Below are 21,997 nucleotides of genomic sequence, written 5' to 3' on the forward strand. Positions count from 1 at the left end.
TTGAGTCCGGAGCAAACGATGAATCAAACGGCAGACGTTCGCGCGCTGGTGGAGCGCCGCAAAGCGGGTTACAGCCTGGAGGCCCCGTTCTACCTGAGCGAGGAGATCTTCCAGCTCGACATGGAGGCGATCTTCCGCAAGCACTGGATTCAGGTCGCGATCGAACCGGACGTTCCGGAACCGGGCGACTACGTGACTGTCGAGCTGGGCAGCGATTCGATCCTGATCGTGCGCGACGACGACATGGAAATCCGCGCCTTCCACAACGTGTGCCGGCATCGCGGCGCGCGCCTCTGCAACGAGGACAAGGGCTCGGTCGGCAATATCGTCTGCCCCTATCACAGCTGGACCTACAACCTGAGCGGCGCGCTGATGTTCGCCGAGCACATGGGCGAGAAGTTCGACCGCTGCAAGCACAGCCTGAAGTCGGTGCACCTGCAGAACCTGGGCGGCCTGCTGTTCGTCTGCCTGGCCGACGAGCCGCCGGCCGACTTCGAGAACCTGCGCGCCGCGATGGAGCCCTACCTGCTGCCGCACGACCTGCCGAACACCAAGATCGCCGCGCAGATCGACATCATCGAGGAAGGCAACTGGAAGCTCACGATGGAGAACAATCGCGAGTGCTACCACTGCGTCGCGAACCATCCCGAGCTGACCATCTCGCTCTACGAATACGGCTTCGGCTACCAGCCCTCGCCGGCCACCGCCGAAGGCATGGCCGCCTTCGAGCGCACCTGCGTGGAGCGCGAGCAGCAATGGGGCGAGCTGGGCCTGCCCTCGGTGGAGGTCGATCGCCTGCTGGACACCACGGGCTTTCGCACCCAGCGCCTGCCGCTCGACCGTGCCGGCGAATCGCAGACGCTCGACGCCAAGGCCGCCTCGAAAAAGCTGCTCGGCGAGTTCGAGCGCGCCGACCTCGGCGGCCTGTCGTTCTGGACCCAGCCGAACTCCTGGCATCACTTCATGGCCGACCATATCGTCACCTTCTCGGTGATCCCGCTGTCGGCCGGCAAGACCCTGGTGCGCACCAAGTGGCTGGTGAACAAGGACGCCAAGGAAGGCATCGACTACGACGTGAAGAACCTCACGGCCGTGTGGAACGCCACCAACGATCAAGACCGTGCACTGGTGGAATTCTCGCAGCGCGGCGCGGCCAGCAGCGCCTACGAGCCGGGCCCGTATTCGCCCTACACGGAAGGCCTGGTCGAGAAATTCTCGGCCTGGTACATCGGCCGCATGGCCGACCACCTCGGCGTTTGACCCCAGCACTGACAGGAACAGGCGGAGCAAGACATGATGCGAGATGCCGCGAACTTCGAACCGGTGGACAGCCGCGTGACGCAGCCCGAATTCTGGCGCGCCGTGCCGGAACGCTGGACGAGCGACGTCGAGGAAACGCTGATCTGCTGCCACGTGCGGCAGGAAACGCACGACGTGAAGAGCTTCTTCTTCCGCTCGCCCTCGGGCCGCTCGTTCGCCTTCGAGCCGGGCCAGTTCGTCACGCTCGAGCTCGACATCGACGGCGAGACCATCAACCGCTGCTACACCATCTCGTCCTCGCCGGCGCGGCCGCATACGCTGTCGATCACGGTCAAGCGCGTGCCGGGCGGCAAGGTCTCGAACTGGCTGCACGACAACCTGCTGGCCGGCGCGCAGGTACGCGTTCTCGGCCCGGCCGGCGAATTCACCTGCGCGCGGCATCCGGCGCGCAAGTACCTGTTCCTCTCGGCCGGCTCCGGCATCACGCCGCTGATGTCGATGAGCCGCGCGCATCACGATCTCGCCGAGGATCGCGACATCGTGTTCGTGCACAGCGCACGCACGCCCGACGACATCATCTTCTCGCGCGAGCTGGACCTGATCGCCGCCAACCAGACCAATTTCCGCACCTCGTTCGTTTGCGAGCGGATCGGCACGCGTACCAACTGGCACGGCGTGACGGGTTATCTCTCGCTGCCGTTGCTCAAGCTGATCGCGCCGGATTTCATGGAACGCGAGATCTTCACCTGCGGGCCGGCGCTCTATATGAAGGCCGTGCGCGACCTGCTCGACGAAGCCGGTTTCGATCGCAAGCAGTATCACGAGGAAAGCTTCTCGTTCGAGACGCTGCTCGACGAGGCCGCGCCCGAAGTGGTGGAGACGCTGGTGGAGGAGGGCGTGCCGGTGCCCGATACCACGCACTACACGGTGAGCTTCGCCAGGAGCCACCGCGAGATCAGCTGCGGCGCCGACCAGCATGTGCTCGAGGCCGCGCGCCAGGCCGGCGTGCGCCTGCCTTCGTCGTGCTCGCAGGGCATGTGCGGCACCTGCAAGGTCAAGCTTGTGTCGGGCCAGGTGGAGATGAAGCACAACGGCGGCATCCGCCAGCGCGAGATCGACCAGGGCATGGTGCTGCTGTGCTGCAGCAAGCCCTTGTCGGATCTGGTGGTCGACAAGTAAGGCACTGGTCGGAGCAATACCGCGGGAAATCCGGCGCGTCGCGTATGAGCAAGGACGTGTCGGAAAACGACGATACCGGGGAATTGTGGTTACGGAACCTAGAGAGACCCCATAGAGCAACGCTACGGATTGCTCAGGACAACCCCAAGGAGATCGACCATGAATTTCATCGGAAAGCTGGCCTGGTGCGGCGCCTTCGCGGCGCTGCTGACGGCCGTGGCGCCCGCGGCAGTCGCCGATACCAAGCCGACCATCAAGATCGGCTACGTGGAAGGCTGGGATGACAGCGTCGGTACCTCGAACGTGGCCGCGCAGATCATCGAGAAGAAGCTCGGTTATCCGGTGCAACTGGTGCCGGTGGCGGCCGGCGTGATGTGGCAGGGCGTGGCGCGCGGCGACCTCGACGCGACGCTGTCGGCCTGGCTGCCGGTGACGCACGGCGCGTACTGGGATCAGTTCAAGAGCAAGGTGGTCGACCTCGGCGTGAACTACCCGGGCGCGAAGATCGGCCTGATCGTGCCGACCTATGTGAAGGCCAAGAGCATCGCCGACCTCGAGGGCGAGAAGGCCGACTTCGCCGGCCGCATCGTCGGCATCGATGCCGGCGCCGGCGTGATGCGCAAGACCGATGACGCGATCAAGGCCTATGGCCTGTCGTACAACCTGATGGCGAGTTCGGGCAGCGCGATGACGGCCGAGCTGGCGCGCGCCGAGAACGCGAAGAGGCCGATCATCGTGACGGGCTGGGTGCCGCACTGGATGTTCGCGAAGTGGGACCTGCGCTTCCTCGACGATCCGAAGAAGGTGTTCGGCGAAGCCGAGCACGTGGACAGCGTCGCGAATCCGAACCTGGAAACCAAGGCGAAGCCGGTGGTGGCCTTCCTGAAGAAGTTCCAGTGGAAGCCGGGTGAGCTCGATGCGGTGATGCTGGCGATCCAGGGCGGAGCGAAGCCCGATGCGGCCGCCGAGCAGTGGATTTCGCAGCACGGTGACCGCGTCAAGAGCTGGACCGACGGCGCGCAATAAGCCGGCGAGACTGGCAGAAAGATAACAACATTCAAGACAACGAAGTAAAAAATGCCCGTCCGATCGATGGTCGGACGGGCATTGTTTTGCTCGAAAAACCGCATATTTCCAGGCATTTTGTGAAAAGCTTGTTACACTATGCCGCTTGTGCGGACTCTTACTAGGAGGTTCTGGATGAGTCAAGCAGGACTGCGCGCGCGCAGCACCAGCGAGGTCGACAAGACCATCTCACATGCAGAAGAAGGCCGCTCACTGCATCGCGGCCTCAGTTGGAAAGATGCATTTTGGGTCACCAGCGGCGTACCGGCAGGTGTGCTGTTCACGATCGGCGGCGTGTGCGCCACCGTCGGCCAGCCCGCGTGGGCCATATGGATTGGCGCAATCACGATGGGCCTGTTGCAAAGCGCGACTTATGCGGAAATATCGGGGCTATTTCCACATAAATCGGGCGGCGCGTCCGTGTACGGCGCGATTGGTTGGGTACGCTACGGCAAGCTGATCGCCCCGGTTTCGGTGTGGTGCAACTGGCTGGCCTGGTCCCCGATGCTGGCGCTCGGCTGCGGCCTGGCCGCGAGCTATGCGCTCACCTCCCTGTTCCCCGCCGATGCCGCGATCCAGCACTGGCAACTGACCATCGCCAATCTCGGCTTCATCAAGCCTGGGCTCACGTTGCGCATCAACGCGACCTTCGTGATCGCCACGATCCTGCTGCTGATCACGTTCCGGCTCCAGCACAGCGGGGCGTCGAAGGCTGCCAAGACGCAGCGCATTCTCGGTATCGCATCGCTCACGCCCTTGCTGATCGTCGGTATCGTTCCGTTCGTGACGGGCGATGTGCCGATGTCGCATCTCTTGCCGCTGCTCCCGCTCGGGCACGATGCGCAGGGCAATCTCACCGCGGCGACGTTCGGCAGTTGGAACGGGCAGGGCGTGGTGATGGCGCTCGGCGCGATGTTCATGGCCGGCTGGGCTTCCTACGGCTTCGAGACGGCGGTCTGTTACACGCGTGAATTCAAGGATCCGGCGCGCGATACCGCCAAGGCGATCTTCTGGTCCGGCGCGTTGTGCCTGATCGTGATGACCCTGGTGCCGATGGCCTTCCAGGGCGCGCTCGGCACCAGCGCGATGCTCGATCCGAAGATCGGCGACGGCACCGGCGTGGCCGCCGCGATGGCGAAGATGGTGGGCGGCGGTGCCTGGGTGGCCAATGCCATCGTCGTGATGCTGATGCTGTCGATCCTGCTGATCGTGATGACTTCGATGATGGGGTCCTCGCGCACGCTGTACCAGGCATCGGTCGATGGCTGGCTGCCGCGTTACCTCTCGCATGTGAACGAGCACGGTTCTCCGACGCGCGCGATGTGGACCGACCTCGGCTTCAACCTCGTGTTGCTGATGATGTCGGACTACATGACGGTGCTGTCGATCTCGAACGTCTGCTACATGATCTTCGTGTTCCTGAATTTGCAATCCGGCTGGATCCATCGCATGGATCGCGGCGAGTGGAAGCGGCCGTTCAAGTGCCCGACATGGTTGCTGGTGGCCGGCTCGATCTGCGGTTACCTGAACCTTGTTTATGTGGGCGCGGGGGCGAACCTGCAAGGCGAGGGAACGTTGCGCAATGGGCTGATCGCGATGCTGCTGATCGTGCCGGTGTTCCTCTATCGCCATTACTGGCAGGATCGCGGGCGGTTCCCGAAGCAGATGCAGAAGGATATGGAACTGGCGGTGCCGCGACGGCATTCCATCTACGAGATGCTGCCTTATGCAGCGCTGATCGTGGCGGCGCTGACGATCGCGGTGTCTTACTACCTGGCCTGGCATTGATGAAAAAGCGGAGCCTTCGGGCTCCGCTTTTTATTTGGGTCAGCGCAATACCTCCACATGATCGGCGTCGACCTTGGCGTGACCCCAGCCCTTGCGCTCGAACTTGCCGAATATCTTCACCTCGTTCTTCTCGTTGACGGGCTTGCCCGGCACCCAGCGCCAGATCTTGTCGTCGATCTCGAGGTGGATCGTGCCGGTGGAGTCGGCGAATTCGTAGTCTTCCCCGCCGAGATGCCGGACGATGTGGCCTTGCAGTTGCACGGGCTGGTCGTGCCAGCCGTTTGCGAGGATGTCCTTCACGGTGGTGATGGTGTTCGCGGAAGGGCCGGTGTATTGGGCCTGGGCGTTGGAAGCCAGCAGGCTGGCCAGGGCGACTGTCATGATTCCGGCGAAGTGCTTCATGATCTTCTTCCTGTTCTTGGCTGGCTGTCGCGCTGGGGATGCCGCGTGGCAAGCCGTGGCCGGGGTTCGGGAATCGGAAGATTAAGCAGATCGGCGGGAGACGTCGAAGCGGCACGGCGCCACATTGGACGAGTAAGAATGAGTGCCTCACAGGGGGCATCTGGCGTAGCTACTTTTTTTGCATGGCTTCCAAGGCTTGGCGATGCGATTGGCAAGGAGTTACAAAAATGCGCTTATTTTTGGAAAAAAATTCCGAGTCATTCCGGCGAGAATTGCCCCAGCCAAAGTACACGTGAGCATGTTTCGCGACACAACGCCTATGTGAGGACGCCGGTGCAATCCCTAGAGACTCGCCCGAAGCAGCGCTCGACATGCAGCGTCATGTTGGGATTTTATGCATACATTTCCGCTCATGTGGCCATCCATTTCTTTTTTCATACATCCGACAGGCTGTTCGTGACTTTCATCTCGGCATGCACGCCAGTTTTCGGCATTGTCGCGCTGGGTTGCCATTTGATATGTAAATATCGACATTGATCGCTGGTTTCCGGCCGCATGTCGCAAGGCGATGTAATCGTCATGACACTACATGCTGTCGCATCACCAGGCGTTTCATGGCCAGGCGCATGAGCACGAGAGCGAGCGACGTCACTGCCATGATGCAGGTGGAATAAGCGGCGGCCTGTGAAACGAAGCCGTTTTCATCCAACTGCATGACGGCGACCGAAGCGAGATTCAGCGAGGGAGTGACAAGAAAGACGACGGCCGAGAGCGTCACCATCGAGCGCATGAACAGAAAGAAAAATACGCTCACAGCCGTCGCGGCGACGAAGGGCAGCACGGCGTCCTGAAGTGCGTGACGCAGGCCCCCTCCCAGGCAATCCACGACCTCCTCGAGTACCGCCGGCGCTGCGCGCAATCCGGTGCTCATCGTCAGAAAACCCTGCGTGTGGTAGTGGTAGAAGTTGCAGAGCACGATAACGCTGGCGCTGCCGTAAAGCCAGGTCCCCAGCGGCCCGCCATTGAACGCGAGAATGTAGGCGAGGCCCACTACCATCCCCGGCACGGCGGCCGGCAACACGGCCACGGTGTAAATCAACCGCGATACCGCGCCCGGCATGCTGCGCGCGCCGTAGCTCAGGCAGAACAACAGCACCACGCCCAGCGCGGCGGCCGCGAGCGAGATTTCCAGTGATGTGAAGATTGCGCCATATCCGCCGGACAACTCGCCCCCGTAATTGGCGAGTGTCAAGTCGAGCCGGTACGGCCACAAGCGCACGAAGCTGGCAAAGACGACGGTGGCGACGGACGCCAGGATCGGCAACAGCGCGAGCAGGCAGCCGAAGCCGAGCAGTCCGTCACGCGGGAGATTCACGCCGGGAGTCACCGGTACACGGCTTTCCGATGCACCGCCGAATTGCCGCTGGGAGGCCACGCGCTCGATATATACCGAGGCGAGCGAGGGTAGCAACAGCACCATGCCGACTGCCGCCCCCATGCCGAAGTTCATCTGCCCGGAAACCTGGTTATAGATTTCCGTGGCGAGCACGTGATAGTTTCCGCCGATCACCACCGCATTCCCGAAGTCCGTGATCGTCACGGTGAACACGACGAAGGCCGCGGACAGCAGGCCAAAGCGCGTGTTCGGCAAGGTGAGTGCAAGGAATTGCTGCCAGCGTCGAGCGCCGAGCACATCGGCGGCATCGTAGTAGCGGGCGTCGGATTGTGCGAGGGCGGCGCCGATAATGAGCACGGCCTGCGGCAAGGCATAGATCACGTCGGCGATCAGGAGTCCCCAAAAGCCGTAGATGTCGATGTCCCAGCCAGTCCACTTGTGTACCAGGCCATTGCGTCCGAGCAGGAACAGCATGCCGAGGCCTTGCATCAGCGAAGGCGCGAGCATGGGGAGCAGCAGCGTCGCGCGGATCGCGTTCGGGGCAGGCAGGCGCGAGCGTTGCAGGGTGAACGCGATCATGAAGCCGAGGACGATGCTCACGAGCGTCGTCGCGGTACTCAGCACAAGGCTGTGCCACGCAGCATCGAGCATGCCGGGGGTGCGCCAGAGGGCGACGTAGTTGTCCAGTCCCAGTCTTGCGTTGCCATTCAGCAGGCTGTGCCACGCGATGACCGCAAGCGGGTAGAGAAAGAAGAGCGCGAGGCAGGCGAGCGGCACCACGACCATCGCGACACGCAGCACGGGGCCCATCGTGAAGCTTGTACGCGCGGCGCGCGAGCCGGTCTTGCCGGCGAGCGAGGCGTTCATGCCGCCACCCATGCGCAGCGATCATTGGCGACGGAAAGGGTAACCGGCGTACCGGCTTCCATTGGCAATCCGCGTGCTTGTTCCGCGAGCAGTTCGCGGCCACACCACTGCACGCGTATGCGCGTGGTGCTGCCGAGGAAGATCGATTCGATCACGCGCGCGGGTGCCGTTTCGCCATGTTCACACGGCGACACCATGAGATCCTCGGGCCGCACGCATGCCTCGAATGCGGTATCGGCGCCGCCCGGATGGTGCTGCATCAAGTTGGGGAGCGCGTCGCGTACCCATGACGCCGGCAGCAGGTTCGACGTGCCGACGAAGCTTGCCACGAAGCGCGTGCGCGGGCGCTCGTACAGCTCGCGCGGCGAACCGATCTGCTCGATGCGCCCGTGATTCATGCAAATGATCTTGTCGGCGAGCGTAAGCGCCTCTTCCTGATCGTGCGTCACCATGATGGTGGGAATACGCAGACGGCGCTGGACATCGTGAATTTCCCGGCGCATTTCGACGCGCACCTGGGCATCGAGCGCGGAGAGCGGCTCGTCGAGCAGGAGGAGGGCGGGATCGACAGCGATGGCGCGCGCGATCGCGACGCGTTGCTGTTGACCACCGGAGAGTTGGCCCGGATAGCGGCCGGCAAGATGTGGCAGGCGAATCAGCTCGAGCAGTTCCTGGCAACGCGCTTCGATCCGGGCGCGCGGTTCGCCGCGAATTTTCATCCCATAGCCGATGTTCTGCGCGACAGTCATGTTCGGGAACAGCGAATAGGACTGGAACACGATGCCGAAGCCGCGCTCGCGCGCGGGAATCTCCAGCAACGAGCGCTCGCCCATCATGACCTTCCCGCCATCGGCATCGAGCAGCCCGGCGATGATACGCAGCAGGGTAGTCTTGCCGCAACCGCTCGGACCCAGCAGACAGACGAACTCGTCCTCCCGCACGTCGAAATCAATGCGTTCGAGCGCGACGTGCCCGGAAAATGTCTTGATGAGATCGGATACGGTGAGATGCATGGTGACTTCCCAGTGTGGCCAAGGCGGGGTTGTCCGGCATTGCGCCGGACATGGACAGGATGCGGGACCGCGCGATTGCGCTCAATGCATCACGTCGGTCTTGAAGCGTTTGAGTACGGCATCGTGCATCTTCGCGGAAGCGGCGAAGTCCATCGGATACAGCACCTTGGCGACGTCGGCGGGCAAGCCATCGGCGATCTGTTCGGGAGTCGGCTTGATGCCGGGCGTCGTGACGATTTCCTTGTATTGCTGGTAGAGCTTCGCGGCGGCAGGCGAGGCGACCCATTCGAGGAAGCGCTGGGTATCGGCCTGATGCGTCGAGCTCTTGAGCATGCCCGAGCCTTCGAGCTCGTAACCGACATATTTCGACGGAATCACCATCTTCACCGGGAAGCCGGCCTTGATCGACTGCATGGCGACGAACGCGAACGATGCGCCGACGGCGTATTCACCGGTGCGGGCGAGCTTGCAGGGTTGCGAGCCAGACGGCGTGAACTGCGCGACATTCGCGCCGAGACCCTTGAGGATCTGCCAGCCTCTTTCCTCCCCCGCGCCTTGCAGGATCGCCGCGATCTGCAGGTAACCCGTTCCTGAAGAGGCCGGATCGGGCATCACCAGATTGCCTTTGTAGACCGGCTTCGCGAGGTCTTCCCACGAGGTCGGCATGGGAAGCTTCTTCGCGGCGAGCGCTTCGGTGTTCACGCAGAGCGCGGCCATGTAACCCGTTGCGGCAAACCATTTGCCGGCCGGATCGCGGAACTGCTTCGGCAGACTGGAGATGGTCTTGCCGCTCACCGGCGCGAGTTGGTCCGCGATGCGCGGATCCAGCAGGTTCGTGAGCGCCTCGCCCCAGACCGCATCCGCGTGCGGCGCGCCGGATTCGGCGATGAGGCGCGCGGCGAGATCGCCGGTGGACAGGCGCAGGACGTTGACCTGCACATCAGGCATCGCCTTTTTCGCGGCGGCAAGGTACGTGGCGATTTCGTCGCTTTCCAGTGCGGAGTACACCGTGATCTGTCCGGCCAGGGCGGCGTTCGAGATCGTGCACGCGAGCAGCCCGAGGGCGAAAAGCGAAGTCAGTGTCTTGCGGATACGCATTGCGTTCTTCCTGTAAGAGTAAGAGGCGACCGAAGAAGGAACCCCACAACGTCACGAGGCGCGTGCTGTTGCCGTCGGTGTCGGACCATGTCTCGATGATGTGTTGTTTTGGGGATGTTTGCAGAATATTGGCATTGGGTCTAGCAATCAAAAATATCTGCTGCCATGATGGCGTCACCGCGAAAGCGGGCCTTCGCGCGCCTGGCTCGCGAGCGGGCTTGCCATACTATTTTTGACACGGCAGCGTCAGCGCTGCCCCGGAAGAGGGCGTTCAAGATGAATCAGGAAAGCGACGACGTGCTGGGCGGATTCGAGGCATTTGCAGTACAGCTCGCCGACGAGGCGCGCGAGATCTCGCTGCGCTATTTCCGCAAGAAGCTCGATGTCGAGACCAAGTCGGACGAGAGCCCGGTGACCATTGCCGATCGCGAGATCGAGGCACATATCCGCGCGCGGCTCGCGCAGCGTTTCCCGGCGCACGGCATTTTCGGCGAGGAGCACGGGCGGGAGCGAACCGACGCACGGTACGTCTGGGTTATCGATCCGATCGACGGCACGCGCAGTTTCGTGACGGGCTGGCCGATCTGGGGAACGCTGTTCGCGCTGCTGAGAGACGGTGAACCGATACTCGGTGTCATCGATGTGCCCGTGACCGGCGAACGATGGATCGGCGGCGAGCCGGGCGCCTTCGACGTCCAGGGTCAGGCCTTGCGCACGAGCGGGTGCACGAGTCTCGCGGCGGCAAATGTCTACGCGACATCTCCGGATATCTTTGATGCCAATGAACTGCCGGTGTTCGAAGCGGTGTGCCGCGCGGCCGCCAGCCGCCGGTTCGGTGGCGATTGCTACTGTTACGCGATGGTCGCGTCGGGCTATGTCGATGCCGTCGTCGAAGCAGGCTTGCAGCCTTATGACTATCTGGCTATCGTGCCGGTCGTGGAGGCTGCGGGTGGGCGCGTGACCGACTGGCAGGGCCGCGCGGTCGGCATGGAAAGCGATGGGCGGATTGTCGCCGCGGCTACGCCCGAACTGCATGCGCAGATCATCGAGTTCACCCGTCGCCTGTGAGCGCGGAAGTTGGACCGAACACGCAAGAAGGAGGAAGACAGTCCATGTTGGTTGAGGAGCGATATCGCCGTATTCGCACGCTGCTGAAGTCGCACGGCACGGTGTCGGTAGAGCATATGACGCAAGCGCTCGGCGTCTCGCGCGAGACGGTTCGCCGCGACCTTGTCGAACTCGAGACGGCGGGCGAAATCCGGCGCGTGCATGGCGGCGCCATGCTCGTGGAGAGCGAGCTGCCGATCAGCGTGCGAGCGGGCATTCGCGTGAAGGAAAAGCGTGCGCTCGCCCGCGGAGCGCAGGCTTATATCGGTAGCGGTCAGACGCTGTTCATCGATGCGGGCACAACCACGGCCATTCTTGCCGAAGCACTCGGTTCGCTGAGCGGGCTGCACGTCGTCACGAACTCGGTTGCCGTCGCCAACGAATTGAGCGGTGAGCGCGCCGCGAAGTCGGGGGGGCATTCGGTGCACCTGCTTGGCGGGACGTTCAATGCGTCGATCGGCGCGACGTATGGAGGTGCCGCGATCGCCGAGGTGCATCGCTTCTACGCCGATGTCGCCTTGCTGTCGCCGGTTGGCGTGGATGCGCTCCATGGTGCGACGAGCTTCGTGCAGGAGGAGGCGGAGATGGCCGATGCCATGAGCCGTAACGCGAGGCAGACCATTGTCCTCGCCGATTATTCGAAGATCGGTGTGCGCAGCCGAGTGGTGTCATGTCCCATCGAGCGCATCTCGGCCATTGTCACGAACACCCGGGCGGCGAAATCGCCTCATGCACAGGCGTTGGACCAGGTGGTGTCCGCGATCGACTACGTCTGAACATACCTCGCGCAGGTCGGAGCATCCGGCCTGCCCGTTCACGTCGGCGCGGTGATTGCGCCGATGGCGCGGGAAGCCGCCCCGCGCCGGCGGGTGTCGCGCTTCATTACGTCTCCGAAATCGCAGCCGTCGACCGACGCGCGCTCATATTCATCGTGACAGCGCTGCGAGGAGCCGCTTTCTCCTTCGTGATCTTGGACGAACCGGTAGCCGGCGTGGCGCGCATCGGCGAACGCGTGCTGGCCGCGTTTGGGATACGAATGAGGAATCCAGGGGATCGCTGGATCCAGGTTCGGCCCGGCGAAAAGTTGATTTCACTTGCGACACCGTTTGCGGATCCGGCGATGACTGGGTGCCAGGTGCCAATTCGCGGCGGAAACGTCTTTTGCGCACGCCGGGGAAAAATTTCTACTCGATCGTTTCGTTGAATTATTTCAGTAATTGATTCTTTTGCCGAAATAGCATGTAACGACAACCACATCGGGGTAGGCCAATGAAGAAATTGACTGTAGGACAAAAACTTGCCGGCGCCTTTGGCGTCGTCATCCTCATATCGTTGCTCGGCAGCGCGATCTCCATCATCAATTTCCTGCGCCTGAACGAAGCCAACGGATGGAATATCCACAGCTATGGCGTGCTGCGCGCCAACGACGATATGTTGGCCAGCATGGTCAACATGGAGACGGGAGTGCGGGGCTATGTGATTTCCGGAGATGAAAAATTTCTCGATCCCTATCGAACCGGTCAGAGCCAGTTCGCGAAATCGTATGAGGTAATACACGCTCTCACCGTCGATAATGCCGCGCAGCAACGGCGTTTGGATGAGCTGCAGCAATTGCGCCAGGAGGTCGGCGACGTCGACCAGAAGCTGATCGCGCTCAGGCGTGACGTCAACGCAGGCACCCAACAGCAGAGCGCATTGGTCGACTATTTCACCCAGGGGAAAGACAAGCAGTTCATGGATCGCTACCGCGCGGTGTCGGCTGAAATCAACGGCGCCGAGCAGATCCTGCTCGACCAGCGCTCCGGCGATGTCATGGCGCTGAGTGCCTCGACGAAGGTGTCGCTGGCTGTCTCGGGGCTTGTGACGATCATTCTCGCGATCGTGCTGGGCGTGGTCATCACGCGCGGCATTATTCGATCATTGGGCGGCGAGCCCGCCGAGGCGGCCCAGGTGGCGGCCCGCATAGCGCAGGGCGATCTCTCGGTTTCGGCACCCACTCGGAACGATGATCGCGCGAGCCTGATGGCTTCCCTGGAAGCCATGCGGCTGCAACTCAGAGGCATCGTATCCGGAATCCAATCGTCTGCCGAAGCGATTACGGCTTCCGCGGGTGAAATCGCCCAAGGCAACCTGGACTTGTCTCAACGAACCGAGGAGCAAGCGGCTTCGCTGGAGGAGACTGCCGCCAGCATGGAGCAATTGACCTCGACCGTCCGCCAGAATACCGACAGCGCGAAGCAGGCGAACATGCTTGCCGCCAATGCTTGCGACGTGGCCGTGCGTGGTGGGACGGTGGTCAGCCAGGCTGTCGAGTCCATGCAGTCGATTTCGGAAAGCTCGGGCAAGGTGTCCCAAATCATTTCCGTCATCGAAGGCATTGCGTTCCAGACGAATATCCTCGCCCTCAATGCCGCGGTCGAGGCCGCGCGCGCGGGTGAACAGGGGCGGGGCTTCGCCGTCGTGGCTGGCGAGGTCCGCACGCTCGCCCAGCGCAGCGCAAGTGCTGCCAAGGAGATCAAGGATCTCATCGAAAGTTCGGCCGAGCGCGTAGCGGCAGGGGCCGAGCAGGTCAATCTAGCGGGATCCACCATGTCCGAGATCGTCAAGTCGGTGCGCCAGGTGACGGACATCATGGGTGAGATCGCTTCGGCGTCCGAGGAGCAGGGGACCGGCATCGAACAGGTGAACACCGCGGTAAGCCAGATGGACGCGGTGACACAGCAGAATGCCGCGCTGGTGGAACAAGCCTCCGCGGCAGCGCAAGCCATGGCGGAGCAGGCCACGACGCTACGCGATGCGGTCAGATTCTTCAGGATTGGCGCGGCGGGCGGGCTGGGGAGCCGCGATGGCTTACGCAGTCCTGTGTACAACTAGGTAGACACGTTGGCATCGCGGATTGATTCTGCAGCAGTCCGATGTCCGTTCGTCCAGGTTCGCCGCCGGAAGGCGCGCGAGCCGATCCGCTTTCGAGTCGAACCGGGGCGCACTTTCGCCGCGCGCTCGACTAGGTCCGGCTCGACACCGAGCGCCTCGCCAGCCTCGCACGGCACGCCCTTCGGTCGAGAGCCGACACGGCCGTGGGCAGCGTCGCGCGATCGCTGGCGACCTCGCGTCGATGATGCGCGAAGTCGCAGCCAATATGGAATGCATCCTGACTTCGCCTAATAGGACATGACCGCGGCTGCGAAGCACTCGATGCCGGGAGGTACCGGCTCTCTCCGGATTGAACCAATCGGTGGTACGCGCATTCCGCATGACGCCTGAAGTCTGATAATCCCGCCTCGATGAGGCATCACTTCCGAACGTATTCGTTTCGCCGACAACGTTTGCGCGCGAAATATTAGCAAATCTTCATTGCGTCGAAATTTTGTCGGGATACGAAAACCGGCCTGTCGAAATTCCAATTGAAGTTGCATGAAAATTTCCCGATGGGCGTTGCATCGACATTGTGTGGGCGAATGTAAACACGGTGTCATCGATCCGAATTCGGCAAGCCTTGCCGACCATGCACGACGCCGACAGTTACCGCTCACAATCCTTCGAAATTCCTGACGTTTGGCTTTGACGCAAACATTTGCAGTGGTGCAGGATTAACCAGTGCAGTGGCCCATGTCGCCATTCACTCCATCCGGAAAGCCGCACGGCATCCCGCCATGTACGGCTGAAACGTTCTCGATCCCGTCCCTTCTTCCGTTCCGATCCTCTCGGAAATGAGCAATCACTCGGTCGTTCCCAGCTGGTCCTTATTCGTATCGAGATGAAGTCTGCTACTCCGCGTCAAATTTCAATGCATTGACTGAAATCAATTTCCCCTGAACTTCACGCAGGCATTTCCGCCGAATGTGACAAATCTCAATAAGTAGTGTCATGTTGGCGGCTTGATTGATTCCGACAACAACACGGCGAGAACAGACATTCGCAAATCGGCGGGCGAAGGTCGCCCCTATGCTACGGCGCATAAAACAGAAATGTAAGAAATTGTTAAGGGGTCGCAATGATGCAGAGTGTGCCGAATCATTCATCGGGGTTAAGCGTGAATCGTGGTAGAAGCGCGGGCACTGAGCGTCAACGAGCAAGCGTAATCGTCCTGTTGCTCGAGGGTTTTTCCATCATGCACATGGGCAAGCTGGCTGCCGTTTTTGAACTCGCCAATCAGCTTGGGCAGGCCAGAGGCACATTGGACGACCATTACGAATTGCGCTTGTATTCCGTCCATGGGGGGCCGGTCCGTTCGTCCTCGGGTGTCGGCATCTGGACGGAAGCGGCCCGCACACTGGAAGCGAGCAAGGTGCATGCGATGTTCGTATTGAGCGGACAGGGTGGTATGGGCGAGCTCAACGAACAGCTGATCACCTGGGTCAGACATGCGCACCAGCGCGCACGCGTGGTTCGGTGCAGTGGTGGCGGCCAAAAGTTGCTCAAGCAAATCCATCTGTCGCAAAAGGCAGGCGAAAAGTCCTTGGGGGCCGGCGCCAGCTTGTTCCCCGGATGCGCCGGCGGCGAAGCGTCGGGCGATGAGGACGACGGCCCGTTCTCGGATGCGTTGTCGATCGTGCGGGTGGACATGGGCTACGAAATCGCACAGGAAATCGTGATGTGCATGGTCTCCGGTGCGAACCGGAAACTGACCGACGTGCTGTTCGGTGCACGCGTCGCCCGTGCCAGCGCCTCGATCCGGATGGCGGCGCATCACCTCCGGTTGAACAGCGAGAATCGAATTTCCATTGCCGACGCCGCGCAGGCCGCGGCAATGAGCGAGCGCAATTTCCTGCGGCGCTTCAAGAACGAAATCGGTGTCACGCCTACCGAATTCGTGCTGAAAACCCGCCTCGAGAAGGCGTGTCGCATGTTGATCGAAACGGACCTTCCGGCAGACAAGGTCGCGCGACGGACGGGCCTCGGAAGCGGCGATCGAATGGCAAAACTGTTTCGTCAGCACTTGCAGATTTCGCCAACCGAATATCGGGCAGCCACGCGAAAAAACAGCGACGTGTTGATTGACACGCTCTACGCGTCGGATCTCGGCAACTGGATGAATCGTGCGCCATCCTAGTCCGTCGAACTGGATGCGTCGACCGTCCAGGGGCGATCGGCAGGATTTCGTTGCGCGAATAAAAGCCCATTTCCCAATGTCGGTGTTTCCTGTCATGGCGGCAATACCGTCGCGAAACAGGAAATGTTCGAATCTGCGCGCCTGCCTGTTGCGAGCTGGCCGGAATTGCCGCAATCGTGGAGCGACCCGACGCCGGCTGCTTTGAAACGGCATCGCGGCATCGATTCGCCGCCGGTATCGGAGGCGGTGTCGCCGCGGCAATTCCCGGAATCCATCCGTGCCGGCGCATCGGCAGTCCTTTTCATCCAGAGAGCGAGCTTTCGGCTGTCGGCATGGCCTGTGCCTGCCGCATAACGGTGATGCCTCGTGATATCCGACGAAGCATCGTCCAGACGCTTGAAACGCGAGCATGAACCGTTGCGCGCGAGCGGTGTTTTCGACTTGCCTGCGCTTCGATTGATTCGTGGAATCGATCGAATAATGGATTCATGCAACGGTCTTGATTTGTTCCGCCATCAACGAGGCGGATTCGGACGCAGGCGATAACAGCATGGGGCGCGGCGAATATGATGCGCTGCGGAAACATCGAGCAACCGGCATCGCGAGGTACGGTCGCGGCGAGTTCGAATGCCTGCCCCTGACGAACGTCGTGCCGCGCATGATGCGGCTGCTGCAGCGTCAACGGCCGTTGGATGATGAATTAGGAGTTCATATCAATGAATGCGTTGATAAACCGTGCGACCGATGTCGGGCTGATTGTGCTGGGCGCGTTCATTCCTGCCTTGATCGATGCCACCAATGGAGCGCGCGGGACCCTGTTCGATGGTGGACTCGTCGCCTTTGCCGCCGCGCTGGCGTTGTCGGTATTTCCCGCATGCGGCATCTACGAGCCGGCTCGCAGGCGCTCGGTGCTGCGCCTGCTCGGCCGGACCGGCATGGCGTGGGTCGTCGTGCAGGGCATCAGTACCGCGCTGCTGTACCTGCTGCATCGCGTGCACGTGCTGTCGAGCGAATGGTTCGTGTACTGGACGCTTGCCAGCGGGATCGGCTTGATAGCGTTTCGCGCGCTGACCCTGGCGATCTTCGGGATCATCGCGCACGGGAGCAGGCAGGTGCGCGCGGCGGCGATCGCCCACACCGATATGCGCGGCCACCGCGCGGCCGGACGCTTCAAGCGGATGCTCAAGCGCGGCTTCGACCTGGTCGGCGCGTCGGTGTTGCTCGTGGTGCTCGCCCCGGTATTGCTGGGCATCGCCTGGGCCGTACGACGCGATCGCGGGCCGGCGATCTTCGGGCACGAGCGGGTCGGCCGTGACGGCAGACGGTTCAAGTGCCTGAAGTTTCGCTCGATGGTGACGAACGCCGATGTGGCGCTCAAGACGCTGCTGGAACGCGACGCCAACGCCCGTGCGGAATGGGACCGCGAATTCAAGCTGAAGAACGATGTGCGCATCACCCCGATCGGTCGCCTGCTCCGCAAGACGAGTCTCGACGAACTGCCGCAACTATTGAACGTGCTGAAAGGCGAGATGAGCCTGGTGGGCCCCCGTCCTATCGTCGAGGCGGAACTGAAGCGCTATGGCGGCGACGTGCGCTATTACCTGATGGCGAAGCCCGGAATGACTGGTCTCTGGCAGGTCAGCGGCCGCAACGACACCGATTACTCGACACGCGTGTCGCTCGACGTGGCCTACGTGCGCGATTGGTCGCTGCGTCTGGACATGGGAATCCTGCTTCGGACACTTCGTGTCGTGGTGCGAGGTTCGGGGGCGTATTAGTTGCCATCGCGCCCGAACCTCGAGGCGGCCGATGTCGTTCCAAATTGAAAAGTGCGAGGTGGTAATGCAGAGGTTGCATCAAACGGGGTTGGCACACGGACGCAGGCCGTATCGATCATGGGGCCGGCTCGTGATGATCCTGCCGCTCTGTGCGTGGCTAGGCGCCTGCGGTGTCGCGCCCGGCATGAGCATGCAGCAGCCGGTGTCGATCCCGCTGGAAAGCGGTACGACGCCGGACCATCGTGCCGCGCTGCCGATTCCGGTCACTAACATCGACTTGTCCTTGATCCGGCGCATGCACGAGATTGAACGTAATGGACGCGGCGTTGCCCCGGATATCGTCGCGTCCCCGGAGGCCTACACCATTGGTCGAGGCGATGTGCTGCAGATCACCGTCTGGGACCATCCCGAGCTTGCGCTCGCGCAGGGTGCGTCGCCACAGGCCATGGCGAGGACTGCCGATGCGCCGCCGGGATTCGTGGTCGACCAGGACGGCACGCTGCAATTTCCCTTTGCGGGCCGGTTTCCGGTTGCCGGTTCGACGGTCGAGCAGGTGCAGGCGCAGCTCGCGCGACGTCTCGACAAGACGTTCAATGATCCGCAGGTCACGGTGCGTATCGCATCGTTCCGTGCGAAGCAGGTGTATATCGAGGGCGAGGTGCATGCGCCCGGCTCGCAAGCCTTGAACGATATTCCGATGACGATTTACGACGCGATCGGTCGGGCCGGCGGCTTCTCGTCGACAGCGGACCAGAGCCGCATCGTGCTGGTGCGTGACGGCATCGAGCGCCGCGTCGACCTGGTCGAAATGGCCGAGCAGGGGCGCAATCCGTCGAAGATCGTACTGCGCGACGGCGATCTCGTCCGGGTGCTGTCGCGTGACGACAGCGGCGTGTTCGTGATGGGCGAAGTCAACAAGCCCGTGACGGCGCTGCCGATGCGCAATGGACGACTGACGCTGAGCGATGCCATCGCGCAGGCCGGCAGCCTGAATGCGAACACGGCCGACGCCGCGCAGCTCTATGTGGTACGCGGGATGCAGGGCGAGCAGCCGCAGGTCTTCCATCTCGACGCCCATTCGCCGGTCGCGATGGTGCTGGCCAATCAGTTCCAGTTGAAACCCAAGGACATCGTGTATGTCGACGGCAACGCTCTCGTGCGCTTCAGCCGTGTACTCAGCCTGTTGCTGCCGGCCATCAACGCCGGGCTGACCACGGCGATCGCCACCAAATGATGGACTCCATCCTGGTCGTCTGCGAGGGCAACATCTGCCGCAGTCCGATGGCCGAAGCGATGCTGCGTCAGGCGGTGCCCGGGCGTCGCGTCGCATCCGCCGGTCTGAACGCGCTGGTCGGCATGCCGGCCTCGCCCTACGCGCAGGAGGTGATGCGCATGCGCGGCCTCGACGTGTCGACGCATCGCGCGCAGCAGATCGGCCGCTGCTTGTGCGCCGACGCCGACTTGATCCTCGTGATGGCCCGTGGCCAGCGCCTGTCGCTCGAGAGCCGGTTCCCGTTTGTACGGGGACGCGTGTTTCGTCTCGGCGAACACACGGATTTCGACGTGCACGATCCGTACCGCCAGCCCAGATTCGTATTCGAACGCTGTGCGCGATTGATCGAGCTCGGCGTGTCGGAGTGGTCGAGGCGCCTTCGTATCGTTTGACGCGCCGATGATCGGTGCGCCACGTCAACCCCATAAGCCTTCCATCGTTGCCATGATCCAAGCCCCAGCCCCGTCGCAGCACACCACCGAAGACGGCAGCGAGACCGACTTCGTCGCGGTGCTCGACATCCTGCTGGAAAGCCGCTGGCTGATCGCGAGCATTACTTGCGTCGTGCTCTTCGCCGGCCTCTCCTATGCGATTTTCAGCAAGCCCGTATTCGAGGCCAACATCATGGTCCAGGTCGAGGACAGCCCCGACACCTCGGCCGCCAAGTCGCTGCTGAGCGACGTCTCGGCGCTATTCGACGTCAAGTCCTCGGCCGCCGCCGAGGAGCAGATTCTCGCGTCTCGACTGGTCGTCGAACGCGCGGTCGACAAGCTCAAGCTGTTCATCGACGTATCGCCCAAGCGCTTTCCGCTGATCGGCGACTGGATCGCTCGCCATCACGATGGCCTGTCCGATCCCGGGCTGGCCGGCTTTGGTGGCTATGCATGGGGGGCCGAGCAAATCGACGTGGCGCGCTTCGACGTGCCCATCAGGAACGAAGGGGACACGTTCACGCTGACGGCCCTCGCCGGCGGGCGCTACCGGCTCGAAGGCGGAGACCTCGACGCGGCGGTCGAGGGAACGGTCGGCAAGCTCGAGCATTTTCCCTCGCCGCGCGGCCCGATCGTGCTGCAGATCGCGTCCGTCACGGCGAAACCGGGCGCCGCCTTCCTCCTGGTGCGCAACTCGCGGTTAAAGACGGTGGAGGACATCCGTGACCGCCTCAATGTGCAGGAACGCGTCAAGCAGTCGGACGTCGTCGTCGCGAGCTTGCAGGACACCGATCCGAAATGGGTCAGCGACACGATGAACGAGATCGGTCGACAGTATGTGCGGCAGAACATCGAGCGGAAATCGGCGGAAGCCGCGCAGTCGCTCGAATTCCTGACCGCACAGCTGCCGCAGCTCAAGCAGCAACTGGCTGATTCCGAGGCGCGCCTGACGAAGCTGCGCAACGAACGAGGCACGGTCGATCTCAGCGAGGAAGCGAAGCTCGCGCTGGCGCAGACCGCCGATGCGAGGACGCGCCTGCTCGAACTGCAGCAAAAGCGCCAGGAGCTGATGTCGCGATTCACGGCGCGGCATCCCAGCGTCGTCGCGATCGACGAGCAGATCGCCGCGTTGGGCGCCTACCGCGGTGAGGCCGAGCAGCAGATCCGGCGCCTGCCGGACCTTCAGCAGGAAACTGTGCGCTTGATGCTGGATGCGAAGGTCAACACCGATCTCTATACGGCCTTGCTGAACAATATGCAGCAATTGCAGCTCGTCCAGGCGGGCAAGGTCGGCAATGTGCGTCTGGTCGATACGGCGGCGGTGCCGGAAGTGGCGGTGCGACCGAAGAAGGTGCTGGTCGCGCTGGCGTCCCTGCTGCTCGGGTTGCTCGCCGGATGCGGCACCGCGATCGTGCGCTCGATGCTGTTTCATGGCATCTCCGATCACAACGAGATCGAACGTCGTCTCGGCCTCGCGGTATACGCCACCGTCCCGAACAGCGAGCATCAGCGCGAGCTGGCCCAGGAAGCCGCGCGCAAGCGGGGCCACCAATCGATACTGTCGATCGCCTTCCCGGGAGATCCGGCCGTCGAGTGCCTGCGCAGCCTGCGCACGGCGCTGCAGTTCGCGATGCTCGAGGCGAAGAACGACATCGTGCTGATCGCCGGGCCGGCGCCGAATGTGGGGAAGACCTTCGTGTCGTCGAACCTCGCGGTCCTCATGGCGGGCGCCGGCAAGCGCGTGCTGCTGATCGACGGCGATATCCGCAAGGGCTGCCTGCATGACTATCTCGGCGTGCCGCGCGGCCGCGGTTTCACGGATCTGGTCGAAGGCAGCGCGTGCGTGGACGATGTCGTTCGTCGCGACGTGATCGAGGGCATCGATTTCATCTCGGCCGGGACCATGCCAAAGAACCCCGGCGAATTGCTGCTCAACCCCAGTCTCGCGACACGACTGGGCGATTTGTCTTCTCGTTACGACATCGTCGTGATCGACTCGGCGCCGGTACTCGCGGTGCCCGATACCGGCATTCTCGGCGCGCTGGCCGGGACGGCACTGCTCGTCACGATGGCTGGCAAAACGAAACTCGGTGAGATCGGCGAATCCGCCAAGCGTTTCGCGCAGAACGGCGTTCGCCTGAACGGCATCGTCTTCAATGGCGTCAACCCGCGGCTCGGACAGTATGGATACGGGTCGAAATACGGCGGTTATCGCTATATCCCCTACGAATATGGGACTCAAGATGCGTGAGGCGTCTGCCGTCGAGGTTGGCGTTCCGCTCCGCGT

18 protein-coding genes are annotated in these 21,997 nt (G+C 62.5%); 13 read left to right on the forward strand and 5 right to left on the reverse strand.

Annotated features, from left to right (window positions below; all coding sequences use genetic code 11):
- Positions 1 to 18 precede the first annotated feature (18 nt).
- From BM43_RS02525 to BM43_RS02540, 4 genes are all read left to right on the forward strand, one after another.
- On the forward strand, positions 19 to 1,260 hold the full coding sequence (locus tag BM43_RS02525; RefSeq protein WP_036054129.1) for an aromatic ring-hydroxylating oxygenase subunit alpha: 1,242 nt from the start codon (positions 19 to 21) through the stop codon (positions 1,258 to 1,260).
- 33 nt (positions 1,261 to 1,293) lie between these two features.
- Positions 1,294 to 2,439, forward strand: coding sequence for an FAD-binding oxidoreductase (locus BM43_RS02530; RefSeq protein ID WP_036054126.1), 1,146 nt, complete (start codon positions 1,294 to 1,296; stop codon positions 2,437 to 2,439).
- A 159-nt stretch (positions 2,440 to 2,598) separates the two neighbouring features.
- Positions 2,599 to 3,465: a glycine betaine ABC transporter substrate-binding protein gene (locus BM43_RS02535; RefSeq protein WP_036054122.1), complete on the forward strand. Its 867-nt coding sequence runs from the start codon at positions 2,599 to 2,601 to the stop codon at positions 3,463 to 3,465.
- Between the two features lie 174 nt (positions 3,466 to 3,639).
- Positions 3,640 to 5,292, forward strand: coding sequence for a trimethylamine N-oxide permease (locus tag BM43_RS02540; protein WP_036054121.1), 1,653 nt, complete (start codon positions 3,640 to 3,642; stop codon positions 5,290 to 5,292).
- Positions 5,293 to 5,331: 39 nt separating this feature from the next.
- Here BM43_RS02540 and BM43_RS02545 read toward each other — a convergent pair whose 3' ends face one another.
- A complete protein-coding gene (locus tag BM43_RS02545; protein WP_036054119.1) occupies positions 5,332 to 5,694 on the reverse strand; it encodes a NirD/YgiW/YdeI family stress tolerance protein in 363 nt (120 codons plus the stop codon).
- 138 nt (positions 5,695 to 5,832) lie between these two features.
- On the opposite strand from BM43_RS02545, the gene BM43_RS40085 reads away from it, so the two are divergent.
- Entirely contained in the window at positions 5,833 to 6,231 is a 399-nt protein-coding gene (locus BM43_RS40085) for a hypothetical protein (RefSeq protein WP_133167905.1), read from the forward strand.
- A 40-nt stretch (positions 6,232 to 6,271) separates the two neighbouring features.
- Here the strand turns inward: BM43_RS40085 and BM43_RS02550 are convergent, their stop codons facing one another.
- The 3 genes from BM43_RS02550 to BM43_RS02560 all read right to left on the reverse strand — a co-directional run bounded on the left by BM43_RS02550 (position 6,272) and on the right by BM43_RS02560 (position 10,068).
- Positions 6,272 to 7,957: an ABC transporter permease subunit gene (locus BM43_RS02550; protein WP_036056903.1), complete on the reverse strand. Its 1,686-nt coding sequence runs from the start codon at positions 7,955 to 7,957 to the stop codon at positions 6,272 to 6,274.
- Positions 7,954 to 8,970: an ABC transporter ATP-binding protein gene (locus BM43_RS02555; protein WP_036054117.1), complete on the reverse strand. Its 1,017-nt coding sequence runs from the start codon at positions 8,968 to 8,970 to the stop codon at positions 7,954 to 7,956. Before BM43_RS02555 ends, BM43_RS02550 begins: the two co-directional genes overlap by 4 nt.
- 81 nt (positions 8,971 to 9,051) lie before the next feature.
- Positions 9,052 to 10,068 (reverse strand): ABC transporter substrate-binding protein, encoded by a 1,017-nt coding sequence (locus BM43_RS02560; protein WP_172535125.1) that lies wholly within the window; start codon positions 10,066 to 10,068, stop codon positions 9,052 to 9,054.
- A gap of 276 nt (positions 10,069 to 10,344) precedes the next feature.
- Between BM43_RS02560 and hisN the strand changes: the two genes are divergently transcribed.
- The 4 genes from hisN to BM43_RS02580 all read left to right on the forward strand — a co-directional run bounded on the left by hisN (position 10,345) and on the right by BM43_RS02580 (position 16,228).
- Positions 10,345 to 11,136, forward strand: coding sequence for a histidinol-phosphatase (gene hisN, locus BM43_RS02565; RefSeq protein WP_036054115.1), 792 nt, complete (start codon positions 10,345 to 10,347; stop codon positions 11,134 to 11,136).
- Positions 11,137 to 11,180: 44 nt separating this feature from the next.
- Complete coding sequence (locus tag BM43_RS02570; protein ID WP_036054114.1) at positions 11,181 to 11,951, forward strand: DeoR/GlpR family DNA-binding transcription regulator; 771 nt, start codon at positions 11,181 to 11,183, stop codon at positions 11,949 to 11,951.
- A 493-nt stretch (positions 11,952 to 12,444) separates the two neighbouring features.
- Entirely contained in the window at positions 12,445 to 14,049 is a 1,605-nt protein-coding gene (locus BM43_RS02575; protein ID WP_036054113.1) for a methyl-accepting chemotaxis protein, read from the forward strand.
- Positions 14,050 to 15,169: 1,120 nt separating this feature from the next.
- Positions 15,170 to 16,228 (forward strand): helix-turn-helix domain-containing protein, encoded by a 1,059-nt coding sequence (locus BM43_RS02580; protein WP_172535126.1) that lies wholly within the window; start codon positions 15,170 to 15,172, stop codon positions 16,226 to 16,228.
- A gap of 92 nt (positions 16,229 to 16,320) precedes the next feature.
- Here the strand turns inward: BM43_RS02580 and BM43_RS40090 are convergent, their stop codons facing one another.
- Positions 16,321 to 16,722 (reverse strand): hypothetical protein, encoded by a 402-nt coding sequence (locus BM43_RS40090; protein WP_144417620.1) that lies wholly within the window; start codon positions 16,720 to 16,722, stop codon positions 16,321 to 16,323.
- 222 nt (positions 16,723 to 16,944) lie between these two features.
- Between BM43_RS40090 and BM43_RS02585 the strand changes: the two genes are divergently transcribed.
- The 4 genes from BM43_RS02585 (at position 16,945) to BM43_RS02600 (ending at position 21,961) form a co-directional block, all read left to right on the forward strand.
- Entirely contained in the window at positions 16,945 to 18,006 is a 1,062-nt protein-coding gene (locus BM43_RS02585; RefSeq protein WP_036054109.1) for a sugar transferase, read from the forward strand.
- Between the two features lie 64 nt (positions 18,007 to 18,070).
- Positions 18,071 to 19,240 (forward strand): polysaccharide biosynthesis/export family protein, encoded by a 1,170-nt coding sequence (locus BM43_RS02590; RefSeq protein WP_036054108.1) that lies wholly within the window; start codon positions 18,071 to 18,073, stop codon positions 19,238 to 19,240.
- The gene (locus BM43_RS02595; protein ID WP_017917789.1) at positions 19,237 to 19,671 is read left to right on the forward strand and encodes a low molecular weight protein-tyrosine-phosphatase; all 435 of its coding nucleotides are present in this window, start codon (positions 19,237 to 19,239) and stop codon (positions 19,669 to 19,671) included. The genes BM43_RS02590 and BM43_RS02595 overlap by 4 nt, the downstream gene beginning before the upstream one ends.
- 52 nt (positions 19,672 to 19,723) lie before the next feature.
- Complete coding sequence (locus BM43_RS02600) at positions 19,724 to 21,961, forward strand: polysaccharide biosynthesis tyrosine autokinase (protein WP_036054104.1); 2,238 nt, start codon at positions 19,724 to 19,726, stop codon at positions 21,959 to 21,961.
- Positions 21,962 to 21,997 lie beyond the last annotated feature (36 nt).

It is taken from the genome of Burkholderia gladioli, from assembly GCF_000959725.1.
Classification (GTDB): Bacteria; Pseudomonadota; Gammaproteobacteria; order Burkholderiales; family Burkholderiaceae; genus Burkholderia; species Burkholderia gladioli.

Bases quoted from the DNA above. Each gene is read 5' to 3' on its own strand.
- BM43_RS02555 (WP_036054117.1), bottom strand. From the start codon at position 8,970: ATGCATCTCACCGTATCCGATCTCATCAAGACATTTTCCGGGCACGTC.
- BM43_RS02560 (WP_172535125.1), bottom strand. From the start codon at position 10,068: ATGCGTATCCGCAAGACACTGACTTCGCTTTTCGCCCTCGGGCTGCTC.
- BM43_RS02535 (WP_036054122.1), top strand. From the start codon at position 2,599: ATGAATTTCATCGGAAAGCTGGCCTGGTGCGGCGCCTTCGCGGCGCTG.
- BM43_RS02580 (WP_172535126.1), top strand. From the start codon at position 15,170: ATGATGCAGAGTGTGCCGAATCATTCATCGGGGTTAAGCGTGAATCGT.
- BM43_RS02600 (WP_036054104.1), top strand. From the start codon at position 19,724: ATGATCCAAGCCCCAGCCCCGTCGCAGCACACCACCGAAGACGGCAGC.
- BM43_RS02545 (WP_036054119.1), bottom strand. From the start codon at position 5,694: ATGAAGCACTTCGCCGGAATCATGACAGTCGCCCTGGCCAGCCTGCTG.
- BM43_RS02590 (WP_036054108.1), top strand. From the start codon at position 18,071: ATGCAGAGGTTGCATCAAACGGGGTTGGCACACGGACGCAGGCCGTAT.
- BM43_RS02540 (WP_036054121.1), top strand. From the start codon at position 3,640: ATGAGTCAAGCAGGACTGCGCGCGCGCAGCACCAGCGAGGTCGACAAG.
- BM43_RS02550 (WP_036056903.1), bottom strand. From the start codon at position 7,957: ATGAACGCCTCGCTCGCCGGCAAGACCGGCTCGCGCGCCGCGCGTACA.
- BM43_RS02575 (WP_036054113.1), top strand. From the start codon at position 12,445: ATGAAGAAATTGACTGTAGGACAAAAACTTGCCGGCGCCTTTGGCGTC.
- BM43_RS02585 (WP_036054109.1), top strand. From the start codon at position 16,945: ATGAATGCGTTGATAAACCGTGCGACCGATGTCGGGCTGATTGTGCTG.
- hisN (WP_036054115.1), top strand. From the start codon at position 10,345: ATGAATCAGGAAAGCGACGACGTGCTGGGCGGATTCGAGGCATTTGCA.
- BM43_RS02595 (WP_017917789.1), top strand. From the start codon at position 19,237: ATGATGGACTCCATCCTGGTCGTCTGCGAGGGCAACATCTGCCGCAGT.
- BM43_RS02525 (WP_036054129.1), top strand. From the start codon at position 19: ATGAATCAAACGGCAGACGTTCGCGCGCTGGTGGAGCGCCGCAAAGCG.
- BM43_RS02570 (WP_036054114.1), top strand. From the start codon at position 11,181: ATGTTGGTTGAGGAGCGATATCGCCGTATTCGCACGCTGCTGAAGTCG.
- BM43_RS40085 (WP_133167905.1), top strand. From the start codon at position 5,833: ATGAGTGCCTCACAGGGGGCATCTGGCGTAGCTACTTTTTTTGCATGG.
- BM43_RS02530 (WP_036054126.1), top strand. From the start codon at position 1,294: ATGATGCGAGATGCCGCGAACTTCGAACCGGTGGACAGCCGCGTGACG.